This is a genomic window from Tropicibacter sp. Alg240-R139 (assembly GCF_900537075.1).
Classification (GTDB): Bacteria; Pseudomonadota; Alphaproteobacteria; order Rhodobacterales; family Rhodobacteraceae; genus Falsiruegeria.
Window position 1 is genome coordinate 1,551,853 of the sequence record NZ_UNRA01000001.1, and the last position, 25,948, is coordinate 1,577,800.

The 25,948-nt window shown below is 58.8% G+C and carries 24 protein-coding genes and 1 tRNA gene; 11 read left to right on the forward strand and 14 right to left on the reverse strand.

Features of this window, described 5'->3' with window-relative positions; genetic code table 11:
• Positions 1–414: 414 nt before the first annotated feature.
• The 11 genes from G6R15_RS07465 to pdxH form a co-directional block, all read right to left on the reverse strand.
• The gene (locus tag G6R15_RS07465) at positions 415–4,062 is read right to left on the reverse strand and encodes a vitamin B12-dependent ribonucleotide reductase (RefSeq protein WP_164659149.1); all 3,648 of its coding nucleotides are present in this window, start codon (positions 4,060–4,062) and stop codon (positions 415–417) included.
• 683 nt (positions 4,063–4,745) lie between these two features.
• Positions 4,746–5,411 carry a cytochrome c3 family protein gene (locus tag G6R15_RS07470; RefSeq protein WP_164659150.1) on the reverse strand — a complete coding sequence of 222 codons (666 nt, stop codon included), beginning with the start codon at positions 5,409–5,411 and terminating at the stop codon, positions 4,746–4,748.
• Positions 5,411–5,878, reverse strand: a complete 468-nt coding sequence (locus G6R15_RS07475; RefSeq protein WP_164659151.1) for a nitrate reductase cytochrome c-type subunit — start codon at positions 5,876–5,878, stop codon at positions 5,411–5,413. Before G6R15_RS07475 ends, G6R15_RS07470 begins: the two co-directional genes overlap by 1 nt.
• A gap of 2 nt (positions 5,879–5,880) precedes the next feature.
• A complete protein-coding gene (napA, locus tag G6R15_RS07480) occupies positions 5,881–8,382 on the reverse strand; it encodes a periplasmic nitrate reductase subunit alpha (RefSeq protein WP_164659152.1) in 2,502 nt (833 codons plus the stop codon).
• Between the two features lie 15 nt (positions 8,383–8,397).
• On the reverse strand, positions 8,398–8,646 hold the full coding sequence (locus G6R15_RS07485) for a chaperone NapD (RefSeq protein WP_164659153.1): 249 nt from the start codon (positions 8,644–8,646) through the stop codon (positions 8,398–8,400).
• Positions 8,636–9,127 carry a ferredoxin-type protein NapF gene (locus G6R15_RS07490; RefSeq protein ID WP_164659154.1) on the reverse strand — a complete coding sequence of 164 codons (492 nt, stop codon included), beginning with the start codon at positions 9,125–9,127 and terminating at the stop codon, positions 8,636–8,638. The genes G6R15_RS07485 and G6R15_RS07490 overlap by 11 nt, the downstream gene beginning before the upstream one ends.
• A gap of 9 nt (positions 9,128–9,136) precedes the next feature.
• Positions 9,137–9,313, reverse strand: a complete 177-nt coding sequence (locus G6R15_RS07495; RefSeq protein WP_164659155.1) for a periplasmic nitrate reductase, NapE protein — start codon at positions 9,311–9,313, stop codon at positions 9,137–9,139.
• Between the two features lie 350 nt (positions 9,314–9,663).
• A tRNA-Pro gene (locus G6R15_RS07500) sits at positions 9,664–9,740 on the reverse strand.
• A 43-nt stretch (positions 9,741–9,783) separates the two neighbouring features.
• Positions 9,784–10,227, reverse strand: a complete 444-nt coding sequence (locus G6R15_RS07505; protein ID WP_164659289.1) for a DUF192 domain-containing protein — start codon at positions 10,225–10,227, stop codon at positions 9,784–9,786.
• A gap of 30 nt (positions 10,228–10,257) precedes the next feature.
• Positions 10,258–10,794 (reverse strand): cold-shock protein, encoded by a 537-nt coding sequence (locus tag G6R15_RS07510; RefSeq protein ID WP_164659156.1) that lies wholly within the window; start codon positions 10,792–10,794, stop codon positions 10,258–10,260.
• Positions 10,795–10,920: 126 nt separating this feature from the next.
• Complete coding sequence (pdxH, locus tag G6R15_RS07515; RefSeq protein WP_164659157.1) at positions 10,921–11,526, reverse strand: pyridoxamine 5'-phosphate oxidase; 606 nt, start codon at positions 11,524–11,526, stop codon at positions 10,921–10,923.
• 138 nt (positions 11,527–11,664) lie between these two features.
• Here pdxH and fabI point away from each other — a divergent pair, with 138 nt between their 5' ends.
• From fabI to G6R15_RS07550, 7 genes are all read left to right on the forward strand, one after another.
• A complete protein-coding gene (fabI, locus tag G6R15_RS07520; protein ID WP_164659158.1) occupies positions 11,665–12,468 on the forward strand; it encodes an enoyl-ACP reductase FabI in 804 nt (267 codons plus the stop codon).
• A gap of 6 nt (positions 12,469–12,474) precedes the next feature.
• The gene (locus G6R15_RS07525) at positions 12,475–13,089 is read left to right on the forward strand and encodes a LysE family translocator (RefSeq protein ID WP_164659159.1); all 615 of its coding nucleotides are present in this window, start codon (positions 12,475–12,477) and stop codon (positions 13,087–13,089) included.
• 27 nt (positions 13,090–13,116) lie between these two features.
• The gene (gene gpt, locus G6R15_RS07530; protein ID WP_164659160.1) at positions 13,117–13,620 is read left to right on the forward strand and encodes a xanthine phosphoribosyltransferase; all 504 of its coding nucleotides are present in this window, start codon (positions 13,117–13,119) and stop codon (positions 13,618–13,620) included.
• 105 nt (positions 13,621–13,725) lie between these two features.
• Complete coding sequence (locus tag G6R15_RS07535; protein WP_164659161.1) at positions 13,726–14,901, forward strand: aminotransferase; 1,176 nt, start codon at positions 13,726–13,728, stop codon at positions 14,899–14,901.
• Positions 14,902–15,000: 99 nt separating this feature from the next.
• The gene (locus tag G6R15_RS07540) at positions 15,001–16,845 is read left to right on the forward strand and encodes a peptidyl-prolyl cis-trans isomerase (protein ID WP_164659162.1); all 1,845 of its coding nucleotides are present in this window, start codon (positions 15,001–15,003) and stop codon (positions 16,843–16,845) included.
• A 10-nt stretch (positions 16,846–16,855) separates the two neighbouring features.
• Positions 16,856–18,367 (forward strand): anthranilate synthase component I, encoded by a 1,512-nt coding sequence (gene trpE, locus G6R15_RS07545; protein WP_164659163.1) that lies wholly within the window; start codon positions 16,856–16,858, stop codon positions 18,365–18,367.
• Between the two features lie 185 nt (positions 18,368–18,552).
• A complete protein-coding gene (locus G6R15_RS07550) occupies positions 18,553–20,514 on the forward strand; it encodes a bifunctional 2',3'-cyclic-nucleotide 2'-phosphodiesterase/3'-nucleotidase (protein ID WP_164659164.1) in 1,962 nt (653 codons plus the stop codon).
• Positions 20,515–20,644: 130 nt separating this feature from the next.
• Here G6R15_RS07550 and G6R15_RS07555 read toward each other — a convergent pair whose 3' ends face one another.
• The 3 genes from G6R15_RS07555 to G6R15_RS07565 all read right to left on the reverse strand — a co-directional run bounded on the left by G6R15_RS07555 (position 20,645) and on the right by G6R15_RS07565 (position 22,882).
• Positions 20,645–20,806, reverse strand: a complete 162-nt coding sequence (locus G6R15_RS07555) for a hypothetical protein (protein ID WP_164659165.1) — start codon at positions 20,804–20,806, stop codon at positions 20,645–20,647.
• A 74-nt stretch (positions 20,807–20,880) separates the two neighbouring features.
• Positions 20,881–21,087: a cold-shock protein gene (locus G6R15_RS07560; protein WP_164659166.1), complete on the reverse strand. Its 207-nt coding sequence runs from the start codon at positions 21,085–21,087 to the stop codon at positions 20,881–20,883.
• A 325-nt stretch (positions 21,088–21,412) separates the two neighbouring features.
• Entirely contained in the window at positions 21,413–22,882 is a 1,470-nt protein-coding gene (locus tag G6R15_RS07565) for a divergent polysaccharide deacteylase family protein (RefSeq protein ID WP_164659167.1), read from the reverse strand.
• A gap of 176 nt (positions 22,883–23,058) precedes the next feature.
• Between G6R15_RS07565 and G6R15_RS07570 the strand changes: the two genes are divergently transcribed.
• From G6R15_RS07570 to moaC, 4 genes are read left to right on the forward strand one after another with little or no spacing between them, the layout of a single operon-like run.
• The gene (locus G6R15_RS07570; RefSeq protein ID WP_164659290.1) at positions 23,059–23,640 is read left to right on the forward strand and encodes an aminodeoxychorismate/anthranilate synthase component II; all 582 of its coding nucleotides are present in this window, start codon (positions 23,059–23,061) and stop codon (positions 23,638–23,640) included.
• A complete protein-coding gene (gene trpD / locus G6R15_RS07575; protein ID WP_164659168.1) occupies positions 23,637–24,656 on the forward strand; it encodes an anthranilate phosphoribosyltransferase in 1,020 nt (339 codons plus the stop codon). Before G6R15_RS07570 ends, trpD begins: the two co-directional genes overlap by 4 nt.
• Positions 24,653–25,465: an indole-3-glycerol phosphate synthase TrpC gene (gene trpC / locus G6R15_RS07580; RefSeq protein ID WP_164659169.1), complete on the forward strand. Its 813-nt coding sequence runs from the start codon at positions 24,653–24,655 to the stop codon at positions 25,463–25,465. The genes trpD and trpC overlap by 4 nt, the downstream gene beginning before the upstream one ends.
• Positions 25,465–25,938 (forward strand): cyclic pyranopterin monophosphate synthase MoaC, encoded by a 474-nt coding sequence (gene moaC / locus G6R15_RS07585; RefSeq protein WP_164659170.1) that lies wholly within the window; start codon positions 25,465–25,467, stop codon positions 25,936–25,938. The genes trpC and moaC overlap by 1 nt, the downstream gene beginning before the upstream one ends.
• Positions 25,939–25,948 lie beyond the last annotated feature (10 nt).

Here is a 25,948-nt window from a genome sequence, read left to right on the forward strand (position 1 = left end):
GCCAACACACGCCGGATTCGCCCTCGTGGCTGCGCAAAGAATGGCGGGGCAAAATTCCGCGCATCGCGATCGGCGGAACTCGCCGGGATAAAGACCCCAGAAAGAGCAACCCTTTGCCGAAATTCGCCCAAAACGTGCACCGGCGCCTTTTGGCCGGTTCCCTTGAGTCGCAAAAAAAAGGGGGCCAGTGGCCCCCTTTGAGTTTCGCTTTCCAGGCTCATCTAGTTTACCGCCCGGTGTTTTTTTGCCTGCGGCCTGGACTGCGTCTGGGGCGAGCGCACCCGCCCCGTGGTCAGGTGGGAAGGACTGGTCTTCCGGCCCACCCTGTCTCGTCGGGGCCAGGATCACCGAGGGTGGATCCTTGTGTGGCCCCTACGCATCCCCCCAAGGGAACGCGATCTGTTTGCCTGTGGTTTACGAGCAGCCGCTCGTTGACCCGCAGGTGTTGCACTTCATGCAGGTGCCGTTGCGCACCAGCGTGTAGTTTCCGCATTCGTTGCAAGCCTCGCCCTCATAGCCCTGCATTTTGGCCTTGGCGCGGGCATCCATGCCCATGGCGACCACAGGGGCCGCATCCGAGGCTGTCTCGGGAACGATTGTTTGCAACGCGCTGACCGGATCAACTGCACCGTTCAACGCAGTGCCGTCCGACTGCCCACCGTTCAGCACCACAAGATCCTGCGGCAGACGCTTGCGCAGATAGCCGGTCGAGCTGATTTGTTTCAGCACTTCCAATGACTTGGACGCCGCAGTTTCGCTGATCTCGTTGATGTTGGACACGCCCTCTTCCTCGCCGCGACCGATGTCGTCGAATGTGGCACCCTCGGGCTTTACATGCGCCAGATCGGTGCGGTCCAGATATGACACCGCCAGCTCGCGGAAAATATAATCAAGGATCGAAGTAGCGTTCTTGATTGAATCGTTGCCCTGTACCATGCCCGCCGGTTCGAACTTGGTGAAGGTAAAGGCATCGACGAACTCTTCGAGTGGCACGCCGTATTGCAGACCAACCGACACGGCGATGGCAAAGTTGTTCATCATCGCGCGGAAGCCGGCGCCTTCCTTGTGCATGTCGATGAAAATCTCGCCCAGCTTGCCGTCCTCGAACTCGCCGGTGCGCAGGTACACCTTGTGCCCGCCAACGACGGCTTTTTGGGTGTAGCCCTTGCGGCGGTGGGGCAGCTTTTCACGGTGGCTGCGAATGATTTCCTTGACCACAACCTTTTCGATCACTTTCTCGGCCAGCACGACGGCCTTTTCCTGGATCGAACCGCTTTCCAGAATTTCAGCGGCGTCATCGTCATCCTCGACCAGAGCTGCAGCCAGCGGCTGGCTGAGTTTCGAGCCGTCGCGATAGAGCGCGTTGGCCTTAACCCCCAGCGACCAGCTGAGTTCATAGGCTTTCTGGCAGTCCTCGATGGTGGCATCGTTGGGCATGTTGATCGTTTTCGAAATCGCGCCCGAAATGAACGACTGCGCGGCGGCCATCATGGTGATGTGGCTGTCCACCGACAGGAAGCGCTTGCCCTTCTTGCCGCAAGGGTTGGCACAGTCAAAGATGTGATAGTGCTCTTCCTTCAGATGCGGCGCCCCTTCCAGGGTCATGGTGCCGCAGACGTGGTCGTTGGCGCCATCAATGTCGGCTTTGGTGAACCCAAGGTGGCGCAACAGGTCAAAGGTGGGGTCGTTCAGCTTGTCGGCAGGGATGCCCAGAACACCAGTGCAGAACTCTTCGCCGAGGGTCCACTGGTTGAACACAAACCGGATGTCGAACGCGCTTTCCAGCGCCGCATCGATTTTACGCAGTTCGTTAGGACCAAAACCATGGCCGGTCAGCGAGGTGTGGTTGATCCCCGGCGCGTTGCCGATGGTACCGTGACCGACGGCGTAAGATACGATCTCTTCGATCTCGGACGAGCTGTAGCCTTGGAACTCCAGAGCTGCCGGAACAGACCGGTTGATGATCTTGAAGTATCCGCCGCCTGCAAGCTTCTTGAACTTGACCAGAGCAAAGTCAGGCTCGATCCCAGTGGTGTCACAATCCATCACCAAACCGATGGTGCCGGTGGGCGCGATGACGGTGGCCTGCGCGTTGCGATAGCCGTTCTTTTCACCAAGGCTCAGCGCCTCGTCCCAGGCGGACATGGCCAGATCGACCAGGCGCACATCGGGGCAGTTGGCGTGATCCAGCGGTACTGGTTTAACGGCCAGCTTTTCATACCCATGCGAGGCACCGTGGGCCGCCTTGCGGTGGTTGCGCATGACGCGCAGCATGTGGTCGGCGTTGCGCTGATACCCCGAGAACGGACCCAGCTCGCCGGCGATCTCGGCCGAGGTGGCATAGGCGACACCGGTCATGATCGCGGTCAGCGCACCACACAGCGCGCGGCCCTCGTCGCTGTCATAGCCGTGGCCCATGTTCATCAGCAGACCGCCGATGTTGGCATAGCCCAGACCCAGCGTGCGGAAGTCATAAGACAGCTGTGCGATTTCCTTGGACGGGAATTGCGCCATGGTCACGCTGATTTCCAGCGTCAGGGTCCACAGACGCGCAGTGTGCATGTAATCGTCGGCCTGAAACTTGCCATCCTCAAGGAAGGTCAGCAGGTTCATTGACGCCAGATTACAGGCGGTGTCGTCCAGGAACATGTATTCCGAACAAGGGTTTGAGCCGCGAATTTCACCGTCTTCGGGGCATGTGTGCCACTCGTTCACCGTGTCGTGGTACTGAATACCCGGATCGGCGCAGGCCCAGGCCGCGTGGCCCACTTGGGCCCACAGGTCGCGCGCTTTGATGGTCTTGGACACTTTGCCGTCGGTGCGGTTGATCAGCTCCCAATCGGCGTCTTTTTCGATCGCCTTGAGGAAGGTGTTAGTGACGCGGATGGAGTTGTTGGAGTTCTGGCCCGAGACCGAGCTGTACGCCTCGGAATCCCAGTCGGTGTCATAGGTCGGGAATTCGATGCTGGTGTGGCCCTGCTTGGCATAATCCAGCACGCGTTTGATGTAGGTTTCCGGGATCGCGACCTTTTTGGCCTCGCGGATCGCCTTTTTCAGCGCGTCGTTGTGGTTGGCGTCATAGGCGTCATCAGCCTTGCCATCCCAAGTGCGCAGCGCCTCAAAGATACCGTTCAGCTTGGCCTCGTGCATCTTCGAACCCGCGACGATGCTCGCCACTTTCTGCTCTTCGATGACCTTCCAGTTGATGAAATCCTGAATATCGGGGTGATCGGCATCGACGATGACCATTTTCGCGGCACGGCGCGTGGTACCGCCCGACTTGATCGCGCCGGCCGCGCGGTCGCCGATTTTCAGGAAACCCATCAGGCCACTGGATTTGCCACCACCGGACAGGGCCTCGCCCTCGCCGCGCAGATGGCTGAAGTTGGTGCCAGTACCCGAGCCGTATTTGAACAGGCGCGCCTCGCGGACCCACAGGTCCATGATGCCACCTTCGTTGACCAGATCATCCTCGACGCCCTGAATAAAGCAGGCGTGGGGCTGCGGGTGCTCGTAGGACGATTTGGATTTGGTAAGTTTGCCGGTTTTGTAATCGACATAGTGGTGGCCCTGCGCCGGGCCGTCGATGCCATAGGCCCAATGCAGGCCGGTGTTGAACCACTGGGGCGAATTTGGCGCGGCCCGTTGGGTGGCCAACATGTACCGCATCTCGTCGAAATAGGCACGCGCATCTTCCTCGGTCGAGAAATAGCCGCCCTTCCAGCCCCAATAGGTCCAGGCGCCCGCCAGACGGTCGAACACCTGTTTGGATGATGTCTCACCCCCAAATTCGACGTTGCCATCTGGGGCCGAGCGCCACAGGAATTCGGGCACGTCTTTTTCGCGGACTTTTTTCAGTCGCGAGGGCACGCCTGCTTTGCGGAAATATTTCTGGGCGATGACGTCGCTGGCGACCTGGCTCCAGCTGCCCGGCACTTCGATGTCGTCCAGTTTGAACACGATCGTGCCGTCAGGATTGCGGATTTCAGACGTGGCCGAGACAAAATCAAGCTCTGCGTAGGCGTCCTGACCTGCTTTGGTGAATTTCCGTTCTATCTTCATCCCGCTGCCCCTAAATTCCAGCTTCCAACTTATGGCCCCATCAGCCCATGAATTTGCCCCGAACCAGTCCCAGGGCCGTGACAGAAGGAAAAGACATCCCGTCGCGGCCGAAGCCACGTCAAAACGGCGCTGCCGCGCCCATTTTCCGAGAGTTACCCCACTGTCGCGTCGCGCTGCTGCCCTCTGGTCATACCTACCAGATTTAGTGGCAGTGCGTCCGACCCCCACAATCTGGCGTATCTAGGCCCAAGAGGTCAACGCTCTTTTTACCAAGCTTTGGGAAAGATTTGTATTGACGCCTGCCAAGATTCTGGTCGGTCCCAGCGGGTTCCGATTCCTCCACAAGTTATGCCCAGGGCGCAGCATCCGGGATGCCCCAAGCATGATTGGGATTTCTCGATTTTTCCGGCACACTTACCAGATTTCATTAACAATTATTAACGCATCTCTCTGCATCGCGGCGCAAAAAGGGAGGTCACAAAATCCTGTGGCAAAATTGTCAAATTTGATGCGAGGCGCGGTGCTGAAACTCGAAGAACATTTGCTCGATCCGAGAGAATCGGGGGGGACCCGACGCCTTGCCCGAAAACTAGGCAGCCACAATATGTCGTGGCACCGACCCCCAATGAACACCAAAGGCAGAGCCAATCTCTCGGCTCTGCCTTTTGCACAATGTACCAGATTTAGTGTTGCGCGTGCTGGTTCAGGTAACTGCGCAGGTCATCCGACCCCACAACTTGTGCGCTGGAAAACACGACGCTGCCATCGAGCATGGCTTCTTTCATATTGGGCAACTCATGCGCGATGCCCTTGTGGCAATCGATGCAGGTCTTTTCGCCAGTAAACAAAAGCCGCTCGTGAAAGTCAGCCGCACGCGGGCTTTGCCGGGTGATGTCCATCGACTCGGCCGAGTGACAGTTGCGGCATTCCAGCGAGTCGTTGGCCTTGAGCCGCGCCCATTCGTGCTGCGCCAATTCCAGCCGCTTCTCTACAAACTTCTCCCGCGTGTTGATGGTGCCAAAGATCTTGCCCCAAACCTCTTTGCTGGCCTGCATCTTGCGCGCGATTTTTGGCGTCCATTCATGTGGTACGTGGCAGTCTGGGCATGTGGCCCGAACACCCGAGCGGTTGGAATAGTGAATGGTGGTTTTCAGTTCGGCATAAACGTTGTCGCGCATCTCGTGACAACCAGTACAGAAGGTCTCGGTGTTTGTCAGTTCCAGCGCGGTGTTGAACCCGCCCCAGAAAACGATCCCCATGATGAACCCGCCCATGGTCAGCCCACCCAGGCTGTAATGGACGCTGGGGCGTCGTATGGTGCCCCAGAGTTTGCGCAGGAAGCCCAACATCAGTCGCTGCCTCCCTTATTTTTCTCGACGTATTCAAGCACGCTGTCGATGTCGACAAAGCCGTTTTCGACCAACGCTTTGGCCTCGACCTGAACCACGTGGCACTGGTTGCAGAAGTACCGGCGCGGCGTGACAGACGCCAGGAATTGATTATCCCGGCTCATGAAATGCGTGATCGACACCATCGGGGCCTGGCTGACCTCAATCGCGGTGCGGCTGTGGCATTGCAGACATTGGTTGGCGTTCAGGTCGATCTGATAGCCGTCGATTTTGTGCGGGATCAGCGGTGGCTGCTCTGGATAATTACGCACCTGGCGCAGGTCCGAGTTCACCACCTTGGCGATTGCGGGCGGCTCGGCGTTGTCCGCCAAGGGTGTCCCCGAGCGCAAGGTTGCCACGGATTCCTGTGCAAAGGCTGCACCGGCAAAGATGATAGCTGCGGCGGTAATCCAAATGGTACGTGTCATGATCAGGCCCCCACTGGTACGATTTTGACCGCGCACTTCTTAAAGTCGGTCTGTTTCGACAGCGGATCGGTGGCATCCAGCGTGACCTTGTTGATCAACTGACGCGCATCGAACCACGGCACAAAAACCAACCCTTTGGGCGGCTTATTACGCCCGCGCGTTTCCACCCGGCTAAGGATGTGACCGCGCCGCGATTCCACTTTGACCTCGGACCCGCGACGCAATCCCATGACTTCGGCATCGTCGGGGTGCATATAGACCAACGCATCCGGGATCGCCTTGTGCAGTTCAGGCACCCGTTGAGTCATCGAGCCCGAGTGCCAGTGTTCCAGCACGCGCCCGGTCGACAGCCAGAAGGGGTATTCGTCATCCGGTTTTTCAGGTGCGGGTTCGAACGGCAGGGCAAAGATGATCGCCTTGCCGTCCTTATGGCCGTAGAATTCAAAATCGCTTCCCGCAGTGACGTAGGGGTCGGACCCTTCCTTGAATCGCCACTTGGTCTCTTTCCCGTCGACAACGGGCCAACGCAAACCGCGCACCTCGTGATACGTGTCAAACGGTGCCAGATCGTGCGCCTTGCCGCGACCGAATTCAGCGTATTCTTCGAACAGGCCTTTCTGGATGTAAAACCCGAAATCTTCGGCCTCGTGATTGGCGTATTCGTCAGATGCTTGTTCCAGCGGATAGGCGTCGACCTTGCCGTTTTTATACAGCACCTCGTAGAGCGTTTTTCCTTTGTAGTCGGGATTGGCGTCCAGAATTTCGGCGGGCCAAACCTCGTCCGTGGTGAAGCGTTTGGAAAATTCGACCAGCTGCCACAGGTCCGATTTGGATTCGCCGGGGGCGTCGACCAGCTGGTGCCAGAACTGCGTGCGCCGTTCGGCGTTGCCATATGCGCCTTCTTTCTCGACCCACATGGCGGCGGGCAGGATCAGGTCGGCGGCCTCGGCCGTTACGGTTGGATAGGCATCGGACACCACGATGAAGTTGTCAGGGTTGCGATAGCCCGGCAGCCCCTCTTCCATCATGTTGGGCGCTGCTTGCATGTTGTTGTTCACTTGCACCCAATAGCAATTGATCTTGCCGTCCTTCAGGTCGCGGTTCTGTTTCACCGCGTGCGAGCCGACCCAATCGGGCACCCCACCTTCGGGCAGCTTCCAGATCTTTTCCGCCTTCTTGCGGTGATCGGGGTTGTTCACCACCATGTCGGCGGGCAGACGGTGTGAGAAGGTCCCAACCTCGCGCGCCGTGCCACAGGCAGAAGGTTGACCGGTCAGCGAGAACGGCGAGTTTCCGGGGGTCGAGATTTTGCCCGTCAGCAGGTGCAGGTTGTAGATCATGTTGTTGACCCAAACGCCGCGGGTGTGCTGGTTCACGCCCATGGTCCAAAGCGACATCACCTTGGTATCGGGGTCGGCATAAAGCTTGGCAATCTTTTCCAGCGCGTCTTTGGGGACGCCTGACATTTCGTGTGCCTTGTCGAGCGTATAGGGCTTCACGAACTCTGCGAATTCTTCGAACGACATGGGTTCGGATTTGCCGCTATCAGGGTTGGCAGCAGCCTGTTGCAGCGGGTTTTCGGGGCGCAAGCCATAGCCGATGTCTTGCGCGCCCTTTTTGAAGTTCACGTGCTTGGACACGAAGTCTTTGTTCACCGCGTCGTTTTCGATGATGTAGTTGGCGATATAGTTCAGAATCGCCAGATCGGTCTGCGGCTCAAAGATGGCCGGGATGTCCGCCAGATCAAAGCTGCGGTGGGTGAAGGTCGACAACACCGCCACCTTCACATGTGGATGGCTGAACCGGCGGTCTGCAATGCGGGTCCACAAGATCGGGTGCATTTCCGCCATGTTCGAGCCCCAGAGCACGAATGCATCTGCGTTTTCGAAATCGTCATAACAGCCCATCGGCTCATCAATGCCAAAGGTCCGCATGAACCCCACAACCGCACTCGCCATGCAGTGGCGCGCGTTGGGGTCGATGTTGTTCGAGCGGAACCCGGCTTTCATCAGCTTGGAGGCTGCATAGCCTTCCCAAACTGTCCACTGGCCCGACCCGAACATGCCGATGCCCTTGGGCCCTTTCTCTTTCAACGTGGCCTTCCACTTTTCGGCCATGATGTCGAAAGCTTCGTCCCAGCTGACAGGTTCAAACGCGCCGTCTTTGTGAAACACACCATCCTTTTTGCGCAGCAAGGGCTGCGTCAGACGATCCGAGCCATACATGATCTTGGACAGGAAGTACCCTTTGACACAGTTCAGACCCCGGTTCACCTCGGCCTTGGCATCGCCGTGACTGGCCACGACGCGACCAGCCTTGGTCGCAACCATGATCGAACAACCCGTCCCGCAAAATCTGCACGGCGCCTTGGACCATTTCAAATCAGTAAGCTGCGCATCCGTGACCAGGTTTTGCGCCGCTGCCGGTATCGGCAACCCTGCCGCCGCAGCCGCGGCCGCAACGGCCTGGGCTTTGATGACATCGCGTCGTGACAAGTTAGGCATTTTAATCTCCCCGATCTAAAGACCTTGTTCTTTTTGATGGTAGACAAGAGCCACGCTGACAACACCGTCGAGCAGGCTCAGTGAATTCATGTGTGCGACGATCACCGCTTCGCTGTTCGTTTCCAGCGTGACGATGATCTTTCCGGTGTCGTCGGTCATCGCGACCTCGGCCCCGTCGTGTGTAAGCACCCGCGCGCAAACCGCATCCAGGTTTGCCGGGTCTGCCCTGAGCAGCAGGCTCGAGATATGAACCTCATCCATCATGCGAGAGCTCCGCTAGTGTGATTGCATCGGTTGGACACAACGGCAGGCAGGCCCCGCAGCCGGTGCAGGCGTCCTGATTGATCGCGATCTTGCCCACAGGGCGAACTGACAGATCCAGACGCAAGGCCGATCTGTCGCAAATATCCGTGCATAGTTGACATCCGATCCCCATCGACAGCATGCAACCATCCGAAATCTGCGCGACCAACGCCCAAGGTGGGTCGCTTGTGTCGGAAAAAACCGGCTCTGGGCACGCCTGTGCACAGGCTTCGCAAAAGATGCAGGCCCCCGCCGAAAAATCGACGACTGGCGTGTTCCCCGGCCCCGGCTTCAGAATCGCTTCGGGACAGGCATCAATGCAGCGGCTGCAACTGGTGCAGGCGGATTTGATCGTTGTTTCGCTGGACCAAGGCGGTCGAAAATCTGCCGACCGACCCGTTAGTACCTTGCGAAAGCTGGGGGCACGAGTCTGAGTGGTCATTTTTTCTTTCTAGCCGGTGGGCGGCCCGTAAAACATTTGCAATATCCAGACGAAAAAGCCCCAACCGCCAACGATCGCGACGGCAAGTGCCGGAGCACAAACAACAGCAAGGATCAGAAAGGCCGTGCGCTCATCCGATTTTCGCGGCAGCGCAGGATCATCGTGGAAGTCCGGAGTATTCGTCATAACACCTTAACCTCTTCGAATATGTATAGTTGAGGTTACATCGAGTCCCGACGAAGTCAAAATCTTTCACAGATTTCCGGACTTATCCCGAATCTGGCCCAACTTGAGTTGCGTTCCTGCGATCAAGCCCCCGATATCCGATGCCCTGTTCGCTTTTGAAATGGATGCATGATTTGGGGGCGTCCTGATTTGACCTAGATCAAGTCGCGGCAATCACCAGGTAACAAACTGACTTTGATCAAAGCGGCATAAACCTGGGACATCCCATTCAAAGGGCCGGCCCGCAAAAAAGCTGAAGGCCCCAACAAAGTTGGGGCCATCGAAATCGAATAACGATTTTCAGCAAAAAGTGGTCGGGGCGGCGAGATTCGAACTCACGACCCCCTGTACCCAAAACAGGTGCGCTACCAGACTGCGCCACGCCCCGGACCGTGCGTCTTCCTAGCGAGGTTGATCTGATTTGAAAAGCCCTAACAAGGCCATTCAGCCGGTCCATCCGAAAAAACTTTGTGCCGCAGAACCGTACCCTTTGAAATTCCATACCGTTTGGCCAGCCCCGCGTTGATTTCCAACACAGAATAGACCTGATCACCGCCGGGAATTGGCGTCTCATCGCCGGGAACGGCACCATGATGCACGTGGCTGACCACCCCTGTTCGGTCGACAAAGATCATATCCAGGGGAATCAGCGTGTTCTTCATCCAGAACGCCACCCGTTGAGGACGCTCGAAGACAAAAAGCATGCCCGCGCGCGCCGCCAGATGATCGCGAAACATCAATCCGCTCGACCGCTCTTTCGGGGTCTGCGCAAGCTCGATGGAGAATTGGATTTCGAATTGGTCGTTTTTGAGTGTGACTGCGTCCGCCTGACACGCAGCTGCAACCGATGAAACGGCGCCGACAAACATGAACATCACCAGCGCCACAACTCGGTAAAACAACACTTAGTCCTCGTCTTGGATTACTGCCACTTCCCAGGCCAACACTTCGGCCGCCATCCGGCCCCGTTTGCCATCAATCACGCGCATGGCCAAAGCTTCACCTGGCTGTAAATCGGCAAGACCCGACTGACGCAACACCTCGACGTGAAGGAAGACGTCTTCGGAGCGGCCAAAGACGTTTGCAAAGCCAAACCCCTTGCCCTTGTCGAACCATTTCACGCGAGCGGGTTCCAGCTCGGCGTTTTCTATGGCCTCGGCATCAAGTTCAGCAAAATCCGCCAGGACAGCTGTTTCACCACGTTCGGGGGGAGCAATCGAAATTACTTCGACGGCCTGAACGCCACGGTCCGTGCGATGGGTCACGATTTCAATCTGGGCGCCATCGGCAACCGAACTTTGTCCAAAATTCCGCAACACATTCACATGTAACAGGATGTCTGGACCGCCATCGTTCGAGACAACGAAGCCGTACCCTTTTGCAGGGTCGAACCATTTCACGTGACCTTGCACGTGGTACATACTGCTTAGATCTTCAGCCACTGATCTTCCATTGCGAAGTGTTAGTTAACGATATTTCAGACCCTTGGTGTGCAGGATTTTGCATCCGAAATTCAAGTGAAAAAAGGTTAGCAAAAACAACGGCTTGCGTTTCACGATACGTGAGCATCACGGATTTAGGCGCTGTACTTGCCATGTTTCACCTGAATTTTCCCTGACCCACGCAAACCGGTCGTGCAACCTGAACGTACCATCGGCCCAAAATTCGATGTGGCCCGGTCTCAGCCGATAGCCACCCCAGAAAGACGGTCGTGCCGGATTGGTTCCATGCTTTGCCGTAACCTTGGCCACTTCTGCTACCAGCGAAGCGCGGCTGCTCAGTGGTTTTGACTGTTTCGACGCCCAAGCTCCCAAGCGGCTTTTGAGCGAGCGAGAGGCGTAATAGGCATCTGCCTGTGGGCCATCTTCGCGCGTAATCTCGCCCCGCACGCGGATCTGGCGCCTAAGCGATTTCCAGTGCATCACAAAAGCCGCCTTGCCAGCTGCATCAAGCTCGTTGCCCTTGGTACTGTCGTAGTTCGTGTAGAACACAAAGGCGTCGTCTTCGATTTCCTTGAGCAACACCATACGCACATTGGGCAGCCCGTCAGCATCCACGGTCGCAAGCGCAATTGCATTAGGATCATTGGGTTCAGTGCCCTCAGCCTCGGTCAGCCAGTGGCGTGCAATTGCGAACGGGTCATCGCCCGCAAAGATGCCTTCGCGATCAGTCATTCCATCCCCATAAACGTCCTGTTGATAACCCTATGCCCAAGCATCACATCGGGCAAGCCCTGCTCGCGCTCTTGAAGCTGACAATTCAATCGCCTAAACCAAACGACACACAACGCGACGTTAGGCGGAGAACCGAACATGTCAAATCAGCTGATGGCCGGAAAGCGTGGCCTCATCATGGGACTGGCGAATGACAAATCCATCGCGTGGGGTATCGCAAAAGCGCTCGCCGACGCAGGGGCCGAGTTAGCCTTTTCCTATCAAGGGGATGCATTGAAAAAGCGGGTCGATCCGTTGGCCGCCCAATTGGGCAGCGCGATTGTATTGCCGTGCGACGTAGGCGATGAGGCCTCGATAGATGGCCTATTCAATGCGCTGCAGGAAAAGTGGGGCAAGCTCGATTTCATCGTTCACGCCATTGGTTTTTCCGACAAGAACGAGCTGCGCGGACGGTATGTTGACACCAGCCGGGCCAATTTCCAGCTGACCATGGACATATCTGTCTATTCCTTTACCGCCGTTGCAGCGCGGGCCGAAAAGATGATGGATGCGGGCGGTTCAATGCTGACGCTGACCTATTACGGTGCTGAACAGGTCATGCCCCACTATAACGTCATGGGTGTGGCCAAAGCTGCGCTTGAGGCATCGGTGAAATACCTGGCCGAAGATCTGGGCAAAGACGGTATCCGCGTCAACGCCATTTCCGCTGGTCCGATCAAGACGCTGGCCGCCAGTGGTATCGGCGACTTCCGCTACATCATGAAGTGGAACGAATACAACTCGCCCCTGCGCCGTAACGTGACCATCGACGATGTGGGCAATTCGGCGCTCTATCTGCTGTCGGACCTTAGCTCAGGTGTCACCGGTGAAAACCTGCACGTTGATGCCGGTTATCATGTGGTCGGCATGAAGGCGGTCGACGCCCCCGACATATCAAAGTAGCGCGTCATGAGCGTCGCTGCGTTTCTTGCTACCTGGGCCGTCTGCCTGCTGGCGGCGGTCAGCCCCGGCCCTGCCGTCCTGATGGCCGCGCGCGTTGGCCTGGCCGAAGGTTTCAAAACCGGCTTTGCTCTCGCTGCGGGCATCGGTGTTGGTGCCGTGGCCTGGGCTGCGGCGGCGCTTTTTGGTCTGTCGCTCTTGTTCGAATACGCGCCGGTTCTTCTCACCGTACTCAAGATCGGCGGCGCAGCGTTTCTGATCTGGCTTGCCATTTCGATGTGGCGTCACGCGGATGAACCCATCGCCGAACCTGACCCCACGGCCACGCCGCGTTCGGTGTGGTCGGCCTTTCGCCTTGGCGTGTTGACGCAATTGGCCAACCCCAAACCAGCCGTGTTCTTCGGCGCGGTCTTTGTCGGTATGGTCCCGGTCGGGACATCATTCTGGACGCTGGCCGCCCTGCTCTTTTGTATTTTCCTAGGCGAAACGCTGTGGAACGCGCTTGTGGCCCGGCTTTTCGCTCTTGAGAAAACGCGCCGCTTCTATATGACCCTCAAACACCTGATCGATCGCACCTTTGGCGGGCTTCTGGCCCTGCTCGCAGCAAAGGTCGCGGCCACCTGACGCCATTACCAAGCCGGGAGCGCTGATATGACCGACCGTCTGCCACACGAAAAAGGGTTCCACATCAGCTGGGATCAAATCCACCGCGACAGCCGCGCCCTGGCGTGGCGACTTGACGGTCAAGGCCCCAACGATGGCGCATGGCGCGCGGTTGTCGCCATCACCCGAGGCGGCATGGCCCCCGCGATGATCGTCAGCCGCGAGCTGGATATCCGCACGGTCGACACCATCAGCGTGAAATCCTATCACCACCAGGATCAGGGACAGGCAGAAGTTCTGAAATCCCCTGACGCTGAATTGATGGGTGACGGGACAGGCATCCTGATCATCGACGATCTGGTCGACAGCGGGAAAACCCTGGAACTGGTCCGCAAATTGTTCCCCAAAGCGCATTTCGCCACGGTCTATGCCAAACCCAAAGGCCGTCCTTTGGTTGATACCTTCATCACAGAAGTAAGCCAGGACACATGGATCTTTTTCCCTTGGGACATGGCGCTGCAATACGTCGAACCTTACCGCGGAACCGACTGATCCGAACGGCTGCTTGGGTGAGCCCGAGCCCACAACTCCAAAAAATCAAAGCGCGCCACAGTTTCTCAGATCGGCTGCGCTCATTTTGACATCAGGACCCGCGCAATGACCCAGAGCCGCACCGCGAACACCTTTGCACCACCAGTGATGGAGGCGCGCCGCTGGCTCGACGGTGTTACATTCTCTGCTGACCGTCCCTTGATCAACGTCAGCCAAGCTGCTCCGGTTGATCCCCCGCCACAGCCCCTGCGGCAAGCCATGGCCGACTTTGCGCTCACTGAAGACAGCGCACATCTTTATGGTCCGGTTCTGGGCAATGATGATCTGCGGGCAGGTCTGGCCAAAGAAATCTCGGCTCACTACGCCGCTAAGGTACGTGCCGATCAGGTCGCGATCACCTCGGGTTGCAATCAGGCCTTTGCCTGTACCATTTCGGCCATTACTACCGAAGGGGATGAGGTTATCCTGCCAACCCCATGGTATTTCAATCATAAAATGTGGCTGGACATAGCGGGTGTAAACGTGATCGCGCTCCCCGCCGGGGCCGACCTGCTGCCTGATCCGGTCAAGGCCGAGGCCCTCATCACCCCCCGCACCCGCGCCATTTCACTGGTCACGCCCAACAACCCGGGCGGCGTGGAATACCCAGCCGAGCTGGTCGGGGCGTTCTTTGATCTGGCCCGCAAACATGGGCTGTACCTGCTGCTGGACGAGACCTATCGCGATTTCGACAGCCGTGACGGCGCCCCGCATCCGTTGTTTGACCGCCCCGATTGGGATGACACTCTGGTACATCTCTACTCATTCTCCAAAGCCTACCGTCTGACAGGCCACCGGGTTGGCGCACTGGCCACCAGCCCTGCGCTGCTGTCCGAGATCGAAAAATTTCTGGACACTGTCGCCATCTGCCCCGGCCAGATTGGCCAGCATGCCGCCCTGTGGGGAATGGAAAACCTGGGCGAGTGGCTTGCAGCCGAGCGTCAGGAAATCCTGGACCGCCGTGCGGCCATTACCGAAGGCATGCCCGCGCTCGAGGCGAAGGGATGGAAGCTGATGGGCCTTGGTGCCTATTTTGCGTACCTCGAACATCCTTTTGACCTGCCGTCTGACGAATTGGCCCAGAAACTGGTGCCCGAGGCGGGCGTTTTGCTTTTGCCCGGCACCATGTTTATGCCCGCAGGCGACCCCGCCGGGAAACGCCAGGTTCGGGTGGCCTTTGCCAATCTGGACCGGGCCGGGATCGGGCAACTCTTGGACAGGTTGCAAAGCCTGCCCTTCTGATCCCGTTCGGCCCTTGCCCACCGGCACGCGCCATCGTAGACAAGGCGTCGATCAATAAGGCGCGCGTGATAGAGCACGCGCCGAAACAGGGGGCGAACCATGGCCGCAGGCGTCAAAAGTCTATCGAAAACCTTTGTCTGGATCCTGATGGGCCTGCTGATGCTGGGTCTTGCAGGATTTGGCGCGACCAACCTGACCGGCACGGTGCGTACCGTGGCAACCGTTGGCAGCCAAACGGTCAGCGTTGATGACTATGCCCGCGAGTTACAGCGTGAGATCCGCGCCGTTGAGGCGCAGACGGGCCAGAGCCTGCCCATGGCACAGGCCCGCCAATTGGGCGTCGACCGGATCGCCCTGGCAAACCTGGTCAACCTCGCCTCGCTGGACAACGAAGTGTCCGAATTGGGCGTGTCTATCGGTGACACGAATCTGCAGCAAGAAATCCTTGAAGTGCCTGCCTTTCAGGGCGTCGATGGCAATTTCGATCGCGAGGGTTATCGCTTTGCTTTGGAGCAGGCCGGTCTGAGCGAGGCAGAGTTCGAAGACGACCTGCGCCGCGAATCCGCGCGCACCTTGGTGCAGGGTGCGATCATGGGAGGGGTGGAAATGCCCTCCACCATGACCGATCTAATCATCGATTACGTCTATGCCCGCCGCAGCTTTACCGTGGCCACCGTGTCCGCCGAGGCCCTGACCACCCCGGTTCCGACGCCCACCGACACGCAGTTGCAAACGTTTTACGACGAAAACTCTGACCAGTTCACTTTGCCCGAAACCAAACGCCTGACCTATGCGCTGCTCTCACCCGAGATGCTGTTGGATCAGGTCGAGCTGGACGATGCATCGGTGCTTCGTCTGTTTGAAGAACGCGAAGCTCAGTACAATCAGCCCGAACGCCGCCTGATCGAACGGTTGGTCTTTGCTGATGAGGCTGCCGCGCTGGACGCCAAGGCACAATTGGAAGTGGGCGGAACCACATTTGAGCGCCTGGTTGAGGAGCGCGACCTGTCGCTGGCCGACATTGATCTGGGCGACGTGGCCGCCGATCAAATGGGAGAGGCCGCAGAGGCGATCTTTGCAGCCGAAGTGGGCGATGTGGTCGGCCCCCTGCCCTCGTCGCTTGGCCCGGCGCTGTTCCGTGTGAACGGCACCCTTGCCGCGCGCGTCACTGCTTTTGAAAACGTCGAAGCCGAGCTGCGCGACGAGCTGGCGGCAGAGCGCGCCCGCCGCCTGATCGAGGCACAAGCCGAAGACATCAATGACCTGCTTGCAGGTGGGGCCACGCTGGAAGAGCTGACCGGTGAGACCGACATGACAGTCGGCGAAATTGACTGGACCACCGAGAGCTCGGATGGTGTGGCCGCCTATGCCGGTTTTCGCGAAGCAGCGCAGGCCGTGCGTGACGGCGACTTCCCCGAGATCGGCTTTCTCGAGGACGGTTCGATTTTTGCCCTGCGCCTGAACGAAGTGCTGCCGCCGCGCCCCGAACCTCTGGACAGTGCCCACGAGCGTGTCGCAGCCGTCTGGACGGCAACCGAGACCAACGCCGCCCTAAGCGCGCAGGCCGACAGTGTTCTGACCACGCTGGTCACCGAGGGCGACTTTGCCGCGACTGGCCTGCCCACACGGGTAGAAAACGGCCTGACCCGCACCGCGTTTCTGGACGGCGTCCCGGTTGATTTCATGAACCAGGTGTTCGAGATGGAGCCCGGCGAGCTGCGCGTGATCGCAGGCCAAGGGCGCGCATTCATTGTCCGTCTAGATGACATCCTGCCACCTGCGGACTCTGCAGAACTGCAACAGACCCAGGACGCGGTGGCGGTGCAGATGAACCAGGCCCTGTCCCGAAACCTTTTTGACGTCTACGTCCGCGACGCTCAGACCCGCGCCCAGCCAACACTGGACCAGCGTGCTCTGAATGCGGTGCAGGCCAACTTTCAATAAGAGCTGAGATATGGCCCTGACCCCCGACTACGACAGCTTTGCCCGCGCCTATGAAGCGGGTGAAAATCAGGTCGTCTATACCCGACTGGCCGCTGATCTGGACACGCCAGTGTCGCTGATGCTCAAGCTGACGGGCGCGCAAAAAGACGCCTTTATGCTGGAATCCGTGACCGGAGGCGAGGTCCGCGGTCGCTATTCCATCATCGGGATGAAGCCGGACCTGATCTGGCGCTGTCATGGGGATCAGTCCGCTTTGAACCGTTCGGCACGCTTTGACGCGGATGATTTCACGCGCCAGGACGGCGACCCGATGGCCAACCTACGGGCTTTGCTTGCAGAAAGCCGGATTGATCTGCCCGATGACCTGCCGCAGGCGGCTGCGGGTCTGTTCGGTTATCTGGGCTATGACATGGTGCGGCTGGTGGAGCACCTGCCTGACGTGAACCCCGACCCGCTCGGCCTACCCGATGCGGTGATGATGCGCCCGTCGGTCGTTGCCGTTCTGGACGGGGTCAAGGGAGAAGTCACCGTTGTTTCACCGGCTTGGGTCAGCGACGGGCAGTCAGCCAAGGCGGCTTATGCTCAGGCGGCTGAACGTGTGATGGACGCGGTGCGCGATCTGGAACGCGCCATGCCTGCCGAAACCCGCGATCTGGGTGATGCGCGCGAAGTGGCGGAACCCGTCAGCAACTTTACCAAATCCGGCTATATGGAAGCGGTGGAAAAGGCCAAGGACTACATCCGCGCGGGCGACATCTTTCAGGTGGTCCCGGCACAACGCTGGACGCAGGAATTCCCGCTGCCGCCCTTTGCCCTCTACCGCTCGCTGCGGCGCACGAACCCGTCGCCCTTCATGTTCTATTTCAACTTCGGCGGCTTTCAAGTCGTGGGCGCCTCGCCCGAGATTCTGGTACGCGTCTTTGGCGACGAGGTCACGATCCGCCCCATCGCAGGCACACGCCCACGCGGTGCCACGCCCGAAGAAGACCGCGCGCTAGAGGCCGAGCTGTTGGCGGACAAAAAGGAACTGGCCGAGCACCTGATGCTGCTGGATCTGGGCCGCAACGACACGGGCCGGGTCGCCAAGATCGGCACCGTACGCCCTACGGAACAGTTCATCATCGAACGTTACAGCCATGTGATGCACATCGTGTCCAACGTCGTGGGTGAGCTGGCCGAGGACAAGGACGCGCTGGATGCGTTCTTTGCCGGGATGCCAGCGGGCACTGTTTCTGGTGCGCCCAAGGTCCGAGCGATGGAGATCATCGACGAGCTAGAGCCGGAAAAGCGCGGCGTCTATGGCGGTGGTGTGGGCTATTTCAGTGCCGGTGGTGACATGGACATGTGTATCGCCCTGCGTACGGCAGTGGTGCAGGATCAAAAGCTGTATATTCAGGCCGGTGGCGGAGTTGTCTATGACAGCGACCCCGAGGCGGAGTACATGGAGACGGTCCATAAATCCAACGCGATCCGGCGCGCCGCGGCGGATGCGGCGCGGTTTACCGGGAATGGGAACCGCTAGTTCGACGTCAAAGTCTGTTAACAAATAGCCGGGCTCGTCAGGGCTTTTTCTTTGAGCATCGGCGTAAATCCACTCCTACCGCACAAACTTCACAAAACCCTGTTATGGTCTCAGCGTGACACCAGACTCACCCCGAGTCGGGTGGCTATCCGTTTGAAAAGACCATTCGCAAAAAGAGGTTCGTCATGTCCGGTTTCATGTTGTCGCGTCGCCAATTCCTGGGCACCACTGCCGGGTTCATCGCCCTTCACCCGTTTTCGGCCCGTGCCGCCACCAATCAGGCACATCTGCGGATCATGGAGACGACCGACCTGCATGTGCACGTCTTTCCCTATGATTATTACGCTGACAAATCGCGCGACACCGTGGGCCTGGCGCGCACGGCGTCCATCATCAAAGAGATCCGGGACGAGGCCACAAACTCGGTTCTGATCGACAATGGCGACTTTCTGCAGGGCAACCCGATGGGGGATTACATCGCTTATGAACGCGGCATGAAGGATGGCGACATGCACCCCGTCGTTACCGCGATGAACACCGTTGGGTTTGATGCCTCGACCCTTGGTAATCATGAATTCAACTATGGTCTGGATTTCCTGATGAAATCGCTGGCCGGGGCCGACTTCCCCGTGGTCAGCGCCAATGTCGCGCTGGAACAGGGCAGCGATCCGACCAAGGACAAGACGCTAATCGAGCCCTATGTGATCCTCGATCGCAAGGTGACCGATGGTGCGGGCGCCACGCATCCGATCAAGATCGGTCTGATTGGGTTCGTGCCGCCGCAGATCATGAACTGGGACCGCCGCCACCTAGAGGGCAAAGTGCAGGCGCGTGACATTGTTGAGACCGCGCAGGCGTTCGTGCCCGAGATGAAGGAACAGGGTTGCGATCTGATCATCGCGCTCAGCCACTCGGGCATTGGCGAGGCCGATCACAGCGACGGCATGGAAAACGCCAGTGTGCCACTGGCGGCCATTGATGGAATCGATGCGGTTCTGACCGGGCACCATCATCGTGTCTTCCCCTCGTCGGCTTACGACGGCATGGCGGGCGTGGATGTGGCGAGTGGCACCATTCATGGTAAACCGGCGGCCATGGGCGGGTTCTGGGGGTCACACCTGGGGCTGATCGACTTGATGTTGGAACGATCCGGCAACGAGTGGAAGATCGTGAGCCATTCCGTTGAGGCGCGGCCGATTTCGAAACGCAACGAGGATCGTTCGATCGCTGCGCTGGTGGAAAGCCAGCAGGATGTGCTCGACTCGGTCCAAGCCGATCACGACGCGACACTGGCCTATGTGCGCCGGGCCGTCGGCAAAACAGACGCGCCGCTGCATTCCTATTTCGCCTTGGTAGCCGATGACCCCTCGGTGCAGATCGTGTCGATCGCACAGCTTTGGTACATCGAACAGATGCTGAAAGGCACCGAACACGAGGGCCTGCCGATCCTGTCCGCCGCCGCCCCGTTCAAGGCCGGTGGTCGTGGTGGACCCGAGTATTTCACGGATGTGCCCAAGGGCGATGTGGCGATCAAGAACGTCTCGGATCTGTACCTTTATCCCAACACCGCCCGCGCTGTTCTTGTCACCGGGCAACAGGTCAAGGATTGGTTGGAGCGTTCGGCGGGTATGTTTAATCAGGTCGAACCCGGCAAGGCGGATCAGGTGCTTCTGAACCCCGAATTCCCCAGCTACAACTTTGATGTGATGGACGGCGTGACCTATCAAATCGACCTGAGCCAACCGTCCAAGTTCACCCCCAAGGGTGAGTTGGCAAACCCGGATGCAAACCGGATCGTCAACTTGCAATTTGACGGCCAGGCCATTGACCTGAATTCGAAATTCGTGATTGCGACGAACAATTACCGCGCTGGTGGTGGTGGCAAATTCCCCGGTGCCATGGGCGACACGGTGATCTTTGAAGGCCCCGACACCAACCGCGACGTCATAGTGCGTTACATCGTGGAAAAGGGAACGATCAGCCCAAAAGCTGACGCCAACTGGTCCTTTGCACCGCTGGCTGACACTTCGGTCCTGTTCGACACCGGACCCAAGGCGGCGGACTATGCGGACGACGTCAAAGGCGTCACCATCGAACCTGCAGGCGATGGCCCTGACGGCTTTGCCCGTTTTCGCATTCAGTTGTAGAGAGGTCCGTCCTGAACCGACCAGGAAGGCCATTCAGATAACAGAAGCAAGAAAAGTAACCCAAACTGTGCTCGGCAATATTTGCCGGGCAACCCGTGTTAAGGGTGTCAAACATCTTTAAGACTTAGGGCTACTGGTCCACTTCACGCTTGAGGCGGGCCATCTTGAGCCGTTTGGTTTTTTCTTCGCGAGCCACCCGTTCGTCTTGCAGAATCTCACGCGCCGCAAGGTCGGTTTGCTCGTCTTTGGACAGCCGTTTGCCCGGAAGGTAGGGCTCTTTCTTTTGTGTCATTCGCCACAACTTTCGCTGCCAGAGTCGGTGTGATTGAGTAGGACGGCCCATGGGGCCGTCCTGCGATCTCTCACTTAGGCAAGCGCGATGTTGGTTGCGCTGCTGCGACCATCACGACCATCTTCAATATCGAAGGTCACTTTCTGGTCGTCGGACAGGCCGGTCAGCCCTGCGCGTTCTACAGCAGAGATATGTACGAAAATATCCTTGCCGCCATCTTCTGGGGCGATAAACCCGAAACCTTTGGTGGTGTTGAACCATTTCACGGTGCCATTGGCCATCCCGTGGACTCCTTTTGGATAATGCCATCAGCGTGTTGCGGTGGCCTTTGCGTCAGTCAGAGCAATCGAGACTGAAGCCGAAACTGGAGACAGTTGGTCGAGGTGCGATAACAGTCGCCGGTGCTGTATGGCTGCATGAGACGTGAATAACAAGGGTCGCCTGTAATTGGCCTGAAACGGCGGGGTGCCGAGCCGAGACAACTGCATCACCTTGAATGAAACCGCAGCTCTGATCGTGCGTGTCGTCCGTCAGGCAGCCAACGCTGCTTTGTCTCGAATTATCACATTGACCAGCCGCACTAAGCCTTGCTTTCGATCATTGACCTTACTCACGCGTCAACACCGCCGAAATCGGCGCAAGCGCCACGCGGCTGGCGCGGTCTTGCAGGCCCCAGAGCAGCAGTGCCGATACCGTGTCGGGACGTACGCGGCCCAGCATGATTACCGCGCCCTCTTGGCCTGCGCGGAACGCAGCCTGATCCAGAAAGCGTCGCATCACCGTGGGGGATTGCCCTGCCCCGTCGAAATCGCGGAACACTACGGCGGATGGCACGCCTGCGCGCGCGGCCAGCTTTTGTGCCGTGTTCAGCCCGTTGTCCTGCGTCACCAGCCCACGGCCCGTGCCCCCAGCAATGGCAGCCATCTGGTCCGACAGCGCGCGGTTGCCCTGAAAGCCGGTTTCAGTGCCTTCGATGATGGCGACTGTTTCGGGCAAAGTCTCAAGCCATACGGACATTGATACCTCGGCATCCTGCGCCGTAGCGGCGGCTGGCAGGTTGGTCATTGCAAGCACTTCGAACCCGGCATCGCGATAGGTCTTCATCTTGTCCGCTGCGCCCGGTTTGGACGGGTCGATGGCAAAAGACAGCGGATAAGGAAACTCTTGCAACGCCTCCAGTCCCAGCGAATCCTCGTCATCGATCAGAACAATGGCCATCAATGGCTTGTCCTCAGAGTTCTCGAACGGCGCGGCATAAGCTTCGATCGGGATCACGTCGAGGCCCGACTGGGCGGCAACAACTGCGTCGCGCTCGGTCAAGGGCACAACCGGTGTGCCAATACTTGGGCTAGGCGCAGTTCCGGCCAGGCTGCCCTCGCGCGGGGCTTCTCCCTGTTGCGGTGGTTCTGCATCTGCGTCCGGTGTTGGTGCTTCTGGCGCAGGTTGTTCGGCGGTCTTCGTATCGGGTTCGGGCGCTTCCTCAGTCGAGGGCGCCTGAGTTTCCGGTGCAGCAGTCGCAGCTTCAGGTTCAGACTGTTCCGGTGCCGGAGCTGCCGGGGCCGCATCCTCGGCCGTTTGGGAGGTTCCAAAACCCGTGCCGCCGTCTTCGACAACGGGGGCTGCGGGCTGACTGGGTTGTTCGATGACGTTGGGCGCCTGGGTCTGATCATCTGGTGCGGGCAGTTCTGTCGTGGACGTCGACGGTGCTACGGGATCATCTGCCTGGACGGCCACGTCGGTGTTGCCTGTGGTCTGCGGAGTATCCAGTTCGCCAGTGGCGTCACCAACGGAGGGCTTATCGCCAGGTTGCGTGTCGCTGTTGGTCATGGCGTCCAGATCGTCACCAGTGGCCTGACCTGCGTCTGGTGCGCGTGGTGCCAGTTCGACAAGATCCGCGTCCTTGCCTGCAGGTGCCTGACCGCTGCCTTGCTCGGTCGGCGCGGGATCACCCCCGGCAGTGGGGGTATTGGCCACCAGTTCGGGCCGCTGTGAAAGAGGGAACGACAAAGACGAAATCGCCGCCGCACCTGTCACCACAACGCCCCCGACCAGAAGTCCTCCGAAAAATCCACGCATTGCTGCCGTGCCCCTTTTGCCCGTTGCATTCCTGTCACCGTCTAAGCGGCGTTGATGATCGATACCATTTGCCCTGCCAAGCGCCCTTGACGCTGACCTACAAGCCTGAACATGTATACGCCAACACTATACTGCGGCTGAGGCTTTTGGCACCAGCCCCTAATGAACGGATCATCATGCTGCTGCTGATCGACAACTACGACAGTTTTACCTACAACCTCGTGCACTATCTTGGCGAGCTTGGGGCCGAGGTCGAAATCCACCGAAACGATGCCATTGACGTGCAACAGGCAATGGCGATGAACCCTGCCGGAATCTTGCTTAGCCCGGGGCCCTGTGACCCCGATCAGGCCGGGATCTGCCTGGCATTGACCAAAGCCGCAGCCGAGACGCGCACGCCGCTGATGGGCGTGTGCCTGGGCCATCAGACAATCGGCCAGGCGTTCGGTGGTAATGTGGTGCGCTGCCATGAAATCGTGCATGGCAAGATGGGCACCATGTCCCACACCGGCAAAGGTCTGTTTGCGGGCCTGCCGTCCCCGTTTGAGGCGACGCGCTATCATTCGCTGGTTGTGGATCGTGATACCTTGCCCGACTGCCTTGAAATCACGGCAGAATTGGAAGACGGCACCATCATGGGCCTGCAGCACAAAGAGCTGCCGATACACGGCGTGCAATTCCACCCGGAATCAATTGCCTCTGAGCATGGTCATGCCCTGTTGCAGAACTTCCTCAACGACATGAAGGTTCCCGCATGAGTGACGCCCTCAAGCCGCTGATCGGCACTGCAGCCGAGCGTGCATTGACGCGCGACGAAGCCGAGACCGCCTTTGGCATCCTGTTCAATGGCGAGGCTACGCCGTCCCAAATCGGTGGCCTGCTGATGGCACTGCGCACCCGCGGTGAAACGGTGGATGAATACGCTGCCGCCGCCGCTGTCATGCGCGCCAAATGCAACGCCGTGCGTGCGCCTGAGGGGGCGATGGATATCGTCGGAACCGGAGGCGACGGCAAAAACACGCTCAACATCTCGACCGCGACCGCATTTGTGACCTCAGGTGCCGGTGTAATTGTGGCCAAACACGGCAACCGCAACCTAAGTTCGAAATCTGGCACTGCCGATCTGCAATCGCAGATGGGGATCAATGTGATGGTCGGACCGGATGTGGTTGAGCGCGCCTTGGCCGAGGCCGGGATCGGTTTCATGATGGCGCCGATGCACCACCCGGCCACTGCCCATGTGATGCCCACACGGGCAGAGCTGGGGACGCGGACAATTTTCAACATCCTTGGCCCTCTGACCAATCCAGCTGGGGTGAAACGCCAGCTGACCGGTGCCTTTACCCGCGATCTGATCCGCCCGATGGCCGAAACTCTGGGCCTGCTCGGGTCGGAAAAAGCCTGGCTGGTCCACGGTTCGGACGGAACGGATGAGCTGACCATCACCGGCATCAGCTGGGTGGCCGCATTGGAAGACGGCGCCGTGAAAGAGGTGGAGCTGCACCCCGAGGATGCGGGCCTGCCCGTGCATCCGTTCGAGGACATCGTCGGCGGCACTCCAGAAGAGAACGCCATCGCCTTCCGTGGATTGCTCGACGGCACGCCGTCAGCCTACCGCGATGCGGTTCTGCTGAACTCTGCTGCCGCTCTGGTCGTGGCCGAGGCCGCGTCCGACCTGCGCGAAGGCGTAGCCATGGCAGCCGAGAGCATCGACAGCGGCAAGGCCAAAGACAAGATCACCGCGTTGGCGCGGATTACACAGGGCACGACATGACCGACACCATTCTCGACAAGATCAAAGCCTACAAGCTGGAAGAAGTGGCCGCCGACAAGGCCCTGAAATCGTTAGATGAGCTGGAATCCCAAGCCCGCGATGCAGGCCCCGTGCGCCCCTTTGCCAAGGCGCTCTTTGATGGGAGCCGCGAAGGTTACGGCCTGATCGCGGAAATCAAAAAAGCCAGCCCGTCCAAAGGCTTGATCCGCCCCGAGTTCGACCCGCCTGCGTTGGCCCAAGCCTATGAAGCCGGTGGCGCGACCTGCTTGTCGGTGCTGACCGACACGCCCAGCTTTCAGGGTGAAAAGTCCTTTTTGACCCAAGCGCGCGCAGCTTGCAGCCTGCCTGCGCTGCGCAAGGATTTCATGTATGATCCCTATCAGGTCGTCGAGGCCCGCGCTCTTGGTGGTGACTGCATTCTGATCATCATGGCATCGGTCGAGGACACCCAGGCCGCCGAACTGGAACAGACCGCGTTTGATTGGGGCATGGACGTGCTGATCGAGGTGCATGACGAGGCCGAACTGGAACGTGCCGAGCAGTTGAAAAGCCCCCTCATCGGCATCAACAACCGCAATCTCAAGACGTTCGAAACCTCGCTGGACACCACCAAGCGTCTGTCGAAACTGGTGTCGATAGAGCGCACCATTGTCTGTGAAAGTGGCCTGAACACCGCCGACGACCTAAGCGACATCGCACGCTACGGTGCGCGCTGCTTCCTGATCGGCGAAAGCCTGATGCGGCAGGACGACGTGACCGCCGCGACGCGCGAGATCCTGTCCAACCCATTGGTTCCGGGGGCAAGGTAATGGCGCTTACGCATTTTGACGGCAAGGGTGACGCGCATATGGTGGATGTGTCCGACAAGGACGTGACATCGCGTATTGCCGTTGCCCAGGGTTACATTAGAATGCAGCTTGAAACCTTTGAAATCATTTCAGAAGGTCGCGCAAAGAAGGGTGACGTTTTGGGCGTGGCCCGATTGGCTGGCATCATGGGTGCCAAGAGAACCGCGGACCTGATCCCGTTGTGTCACCCATTGCCTATCACCAAAGTCTCGGTCGAGATGGAGCTGGACGTTGATCTACCCGGTGTGCGGATCGAGGCGACCGTAAAGACCACCGGCCAGACTGGAGTGGAGATGGAAGCGTTGACCGCAGTGTCGACCACGGCGCTCACGATCTATGACATGTCCAAGGCCGTCGATAAATCCATGGATATTGGCGGCATCCATGTGCAGCTGAAAGACGGTGGCAAATCAGGCCGTTACGAGGCGAAATGACAACCGAGGG

What these genes read in the sequence shown, in the direction of transcription:
- G6R15_RS07465 (WP_164659149.1), bottom strand. Translation starts at nt 4,062, where the DNA reads ATGAAGATAGAACGGAAATTCACCAAAGCAGGTCAGGACGCCTACGCA.
- G6R15_RS07470 (WP_164659150.1), bottom strand. Translation starts at nt 5,411, where the DNA reads ATGTTGGGCTTCCTGCGCAAACTCTGGGGCACCATACGACGCCCCAGC.
- G6R15_RS07475 (WP_164659151.1), bottom strand. Translation starts at nt 5,878, where the DNA reads ATGACACGTACCATTTGGATTACCGCCGCAGCTATCATCTTTGCCGGT.
- napA (WP_164659152.1), bottom strand. Translation starts at nt 8,382, where the DNA reads ATGCCTAACTTGTCACGACGCGATGTCATCAAAGCCCAGGCCGTTGCG.
- G6R15_RS07485 (WP_164659153.1), bottom strand. Translation starts at nt 8,646, where the DNA reads ATGATGGATGAGGTTCATATCTCGAGCCTGCTGCTCAGGGCAGACCCG.
- G6R15_RS07490 (WP_164659154.1), bottom strand. Translation starts at nt 9,127, where the DNA reads ATGACCACTCAGACTCGTGCCCCCAGCTTTCGCAAGGTACTAACGGGT.
- G6R15_RS07495 (WP_164659155.1), bottom strand. Translation starts at nt 9,313, where the DNA reads ATGACGAATACTCCGGACTTCCACGATGATCCTGCGCTGCCGCGAAAA.
- G6R15_RS07505 (WP_164659289.1), bottom strand. Translation starts at nt 10,227, where the DNA reads ATGTTCATGTTTGTCGGCGCCGTTTCATCGGTTGCAGCTGCGTGTCAG.
- pdxH (WP_164659157.1), bottom strand. Translation starts at nt 11,526, where the DNA reads ATGACTGATCGCGAAGGCATCTTTGCGGGCGATGACCCGTTCGCAATT.
- fabI (WP_164659158.1), top strand. Translation starts at nt 11,665, where the DNA reads ATGTCAAATCAGCTGATGGCCGGAAAGCGTGGCCTCATCATGGGACTG.
- G6R15_RS07525 (WP_164659159.1), top strand. Translation starts at nt 12,475, where the DNA reads ATGAGCGTCGCTGCGTTTCTTGCTACCTGGGCCGTCTGCCTGCTGGCG.
- gpt (WP_164659160.1), top strand. Translation starts at nt 13,117, where the DNA reads ATGACCGACCGTCTGCCACACGAAAAAGGGTTCCACATCAGCTGGGAT.
- G6R15_RS07535 (WP_164659161.1), top strand. Translation starts at nt 13,726, where the DNA reads ATGACCCAGAGCCGCACCGCGAACACCTTTGCACCACCAGTGATGGAG.
- G6R15_RS07540 (WP_164659162.1), top strand. Translation starts at nt 15,001, where the DNA reads ATGGCCGCAGGCGTCAAAAGTCTATCGAAAACCTTTGTCTGGATCCTG.
- trpE (WP_164659163.1), top strand. Translation starts at nt 16,856, where the DNA reads ATGGCCCTGACCCCCGACTACGACAGCTTTGCCCGCGCCTATGAAGCG.
- G6R15_RS07550 (WP_164659164.1), top strand. Translation starts at nt 18,553, where the DNA reads ATGTCCGGTTTCATGTTGTCGCGTCGCCAATTCCTGGGCACCACTGCC.
- G6R15_RS07555 (WP_164659165.1), bottom strand. Translation starts at nt 20,806, where the DNA reads ATGACACAAAAGAAAGAGCCCTACCTTCCGGGCAAACGGCTGTCCAAA.
- G6R15_RS07560 (WP_164659166.1), bottom strand. Translation starts at nt 21,087, where the DNA reads ATGGCCAATGGCACCGTGAAATGGTTCAACACCACCAAAGGTTTCGGG.
- G6R15_RS07565 (WP_164659167.1), bottom strand. Translation starts at nt 22,882, where the DNA reads ATGCGTGGATTTTTCGGAGGACTTCTGGTCGGGGGCGTTGTGGTGACA.
- G6R15_RS07570 (WP_164659290.1), top strand. Translation starts at nt 23,059, where the DNA reads ATGCTGCTGCTGATCGACAACTACGACAGTTTTACCTACAACCTCGTG.
- trpD (WP_164659168.1), top strand. Translation starts at nt 23,637, where the DNA reads ATGAGTGACGCCCTCAAGCCGCTGATCGGCACTGCAGCCGAGCGTGCA.
- trpC (WP_164659169.1), top strand. Translation starts at nt 24,653, where the DNA reads ATGACCGACACCATTCTCGACAAGATCAAAGCCTACAAGCTGGAAGAA.
- moaC (WP_164659170.1), top strand. Translation starts at nt 25,465, where the DNA reads ATGGCGCTTACGCATTTTGACGGCAAGGGTGACGCGCATATGGTGGAT.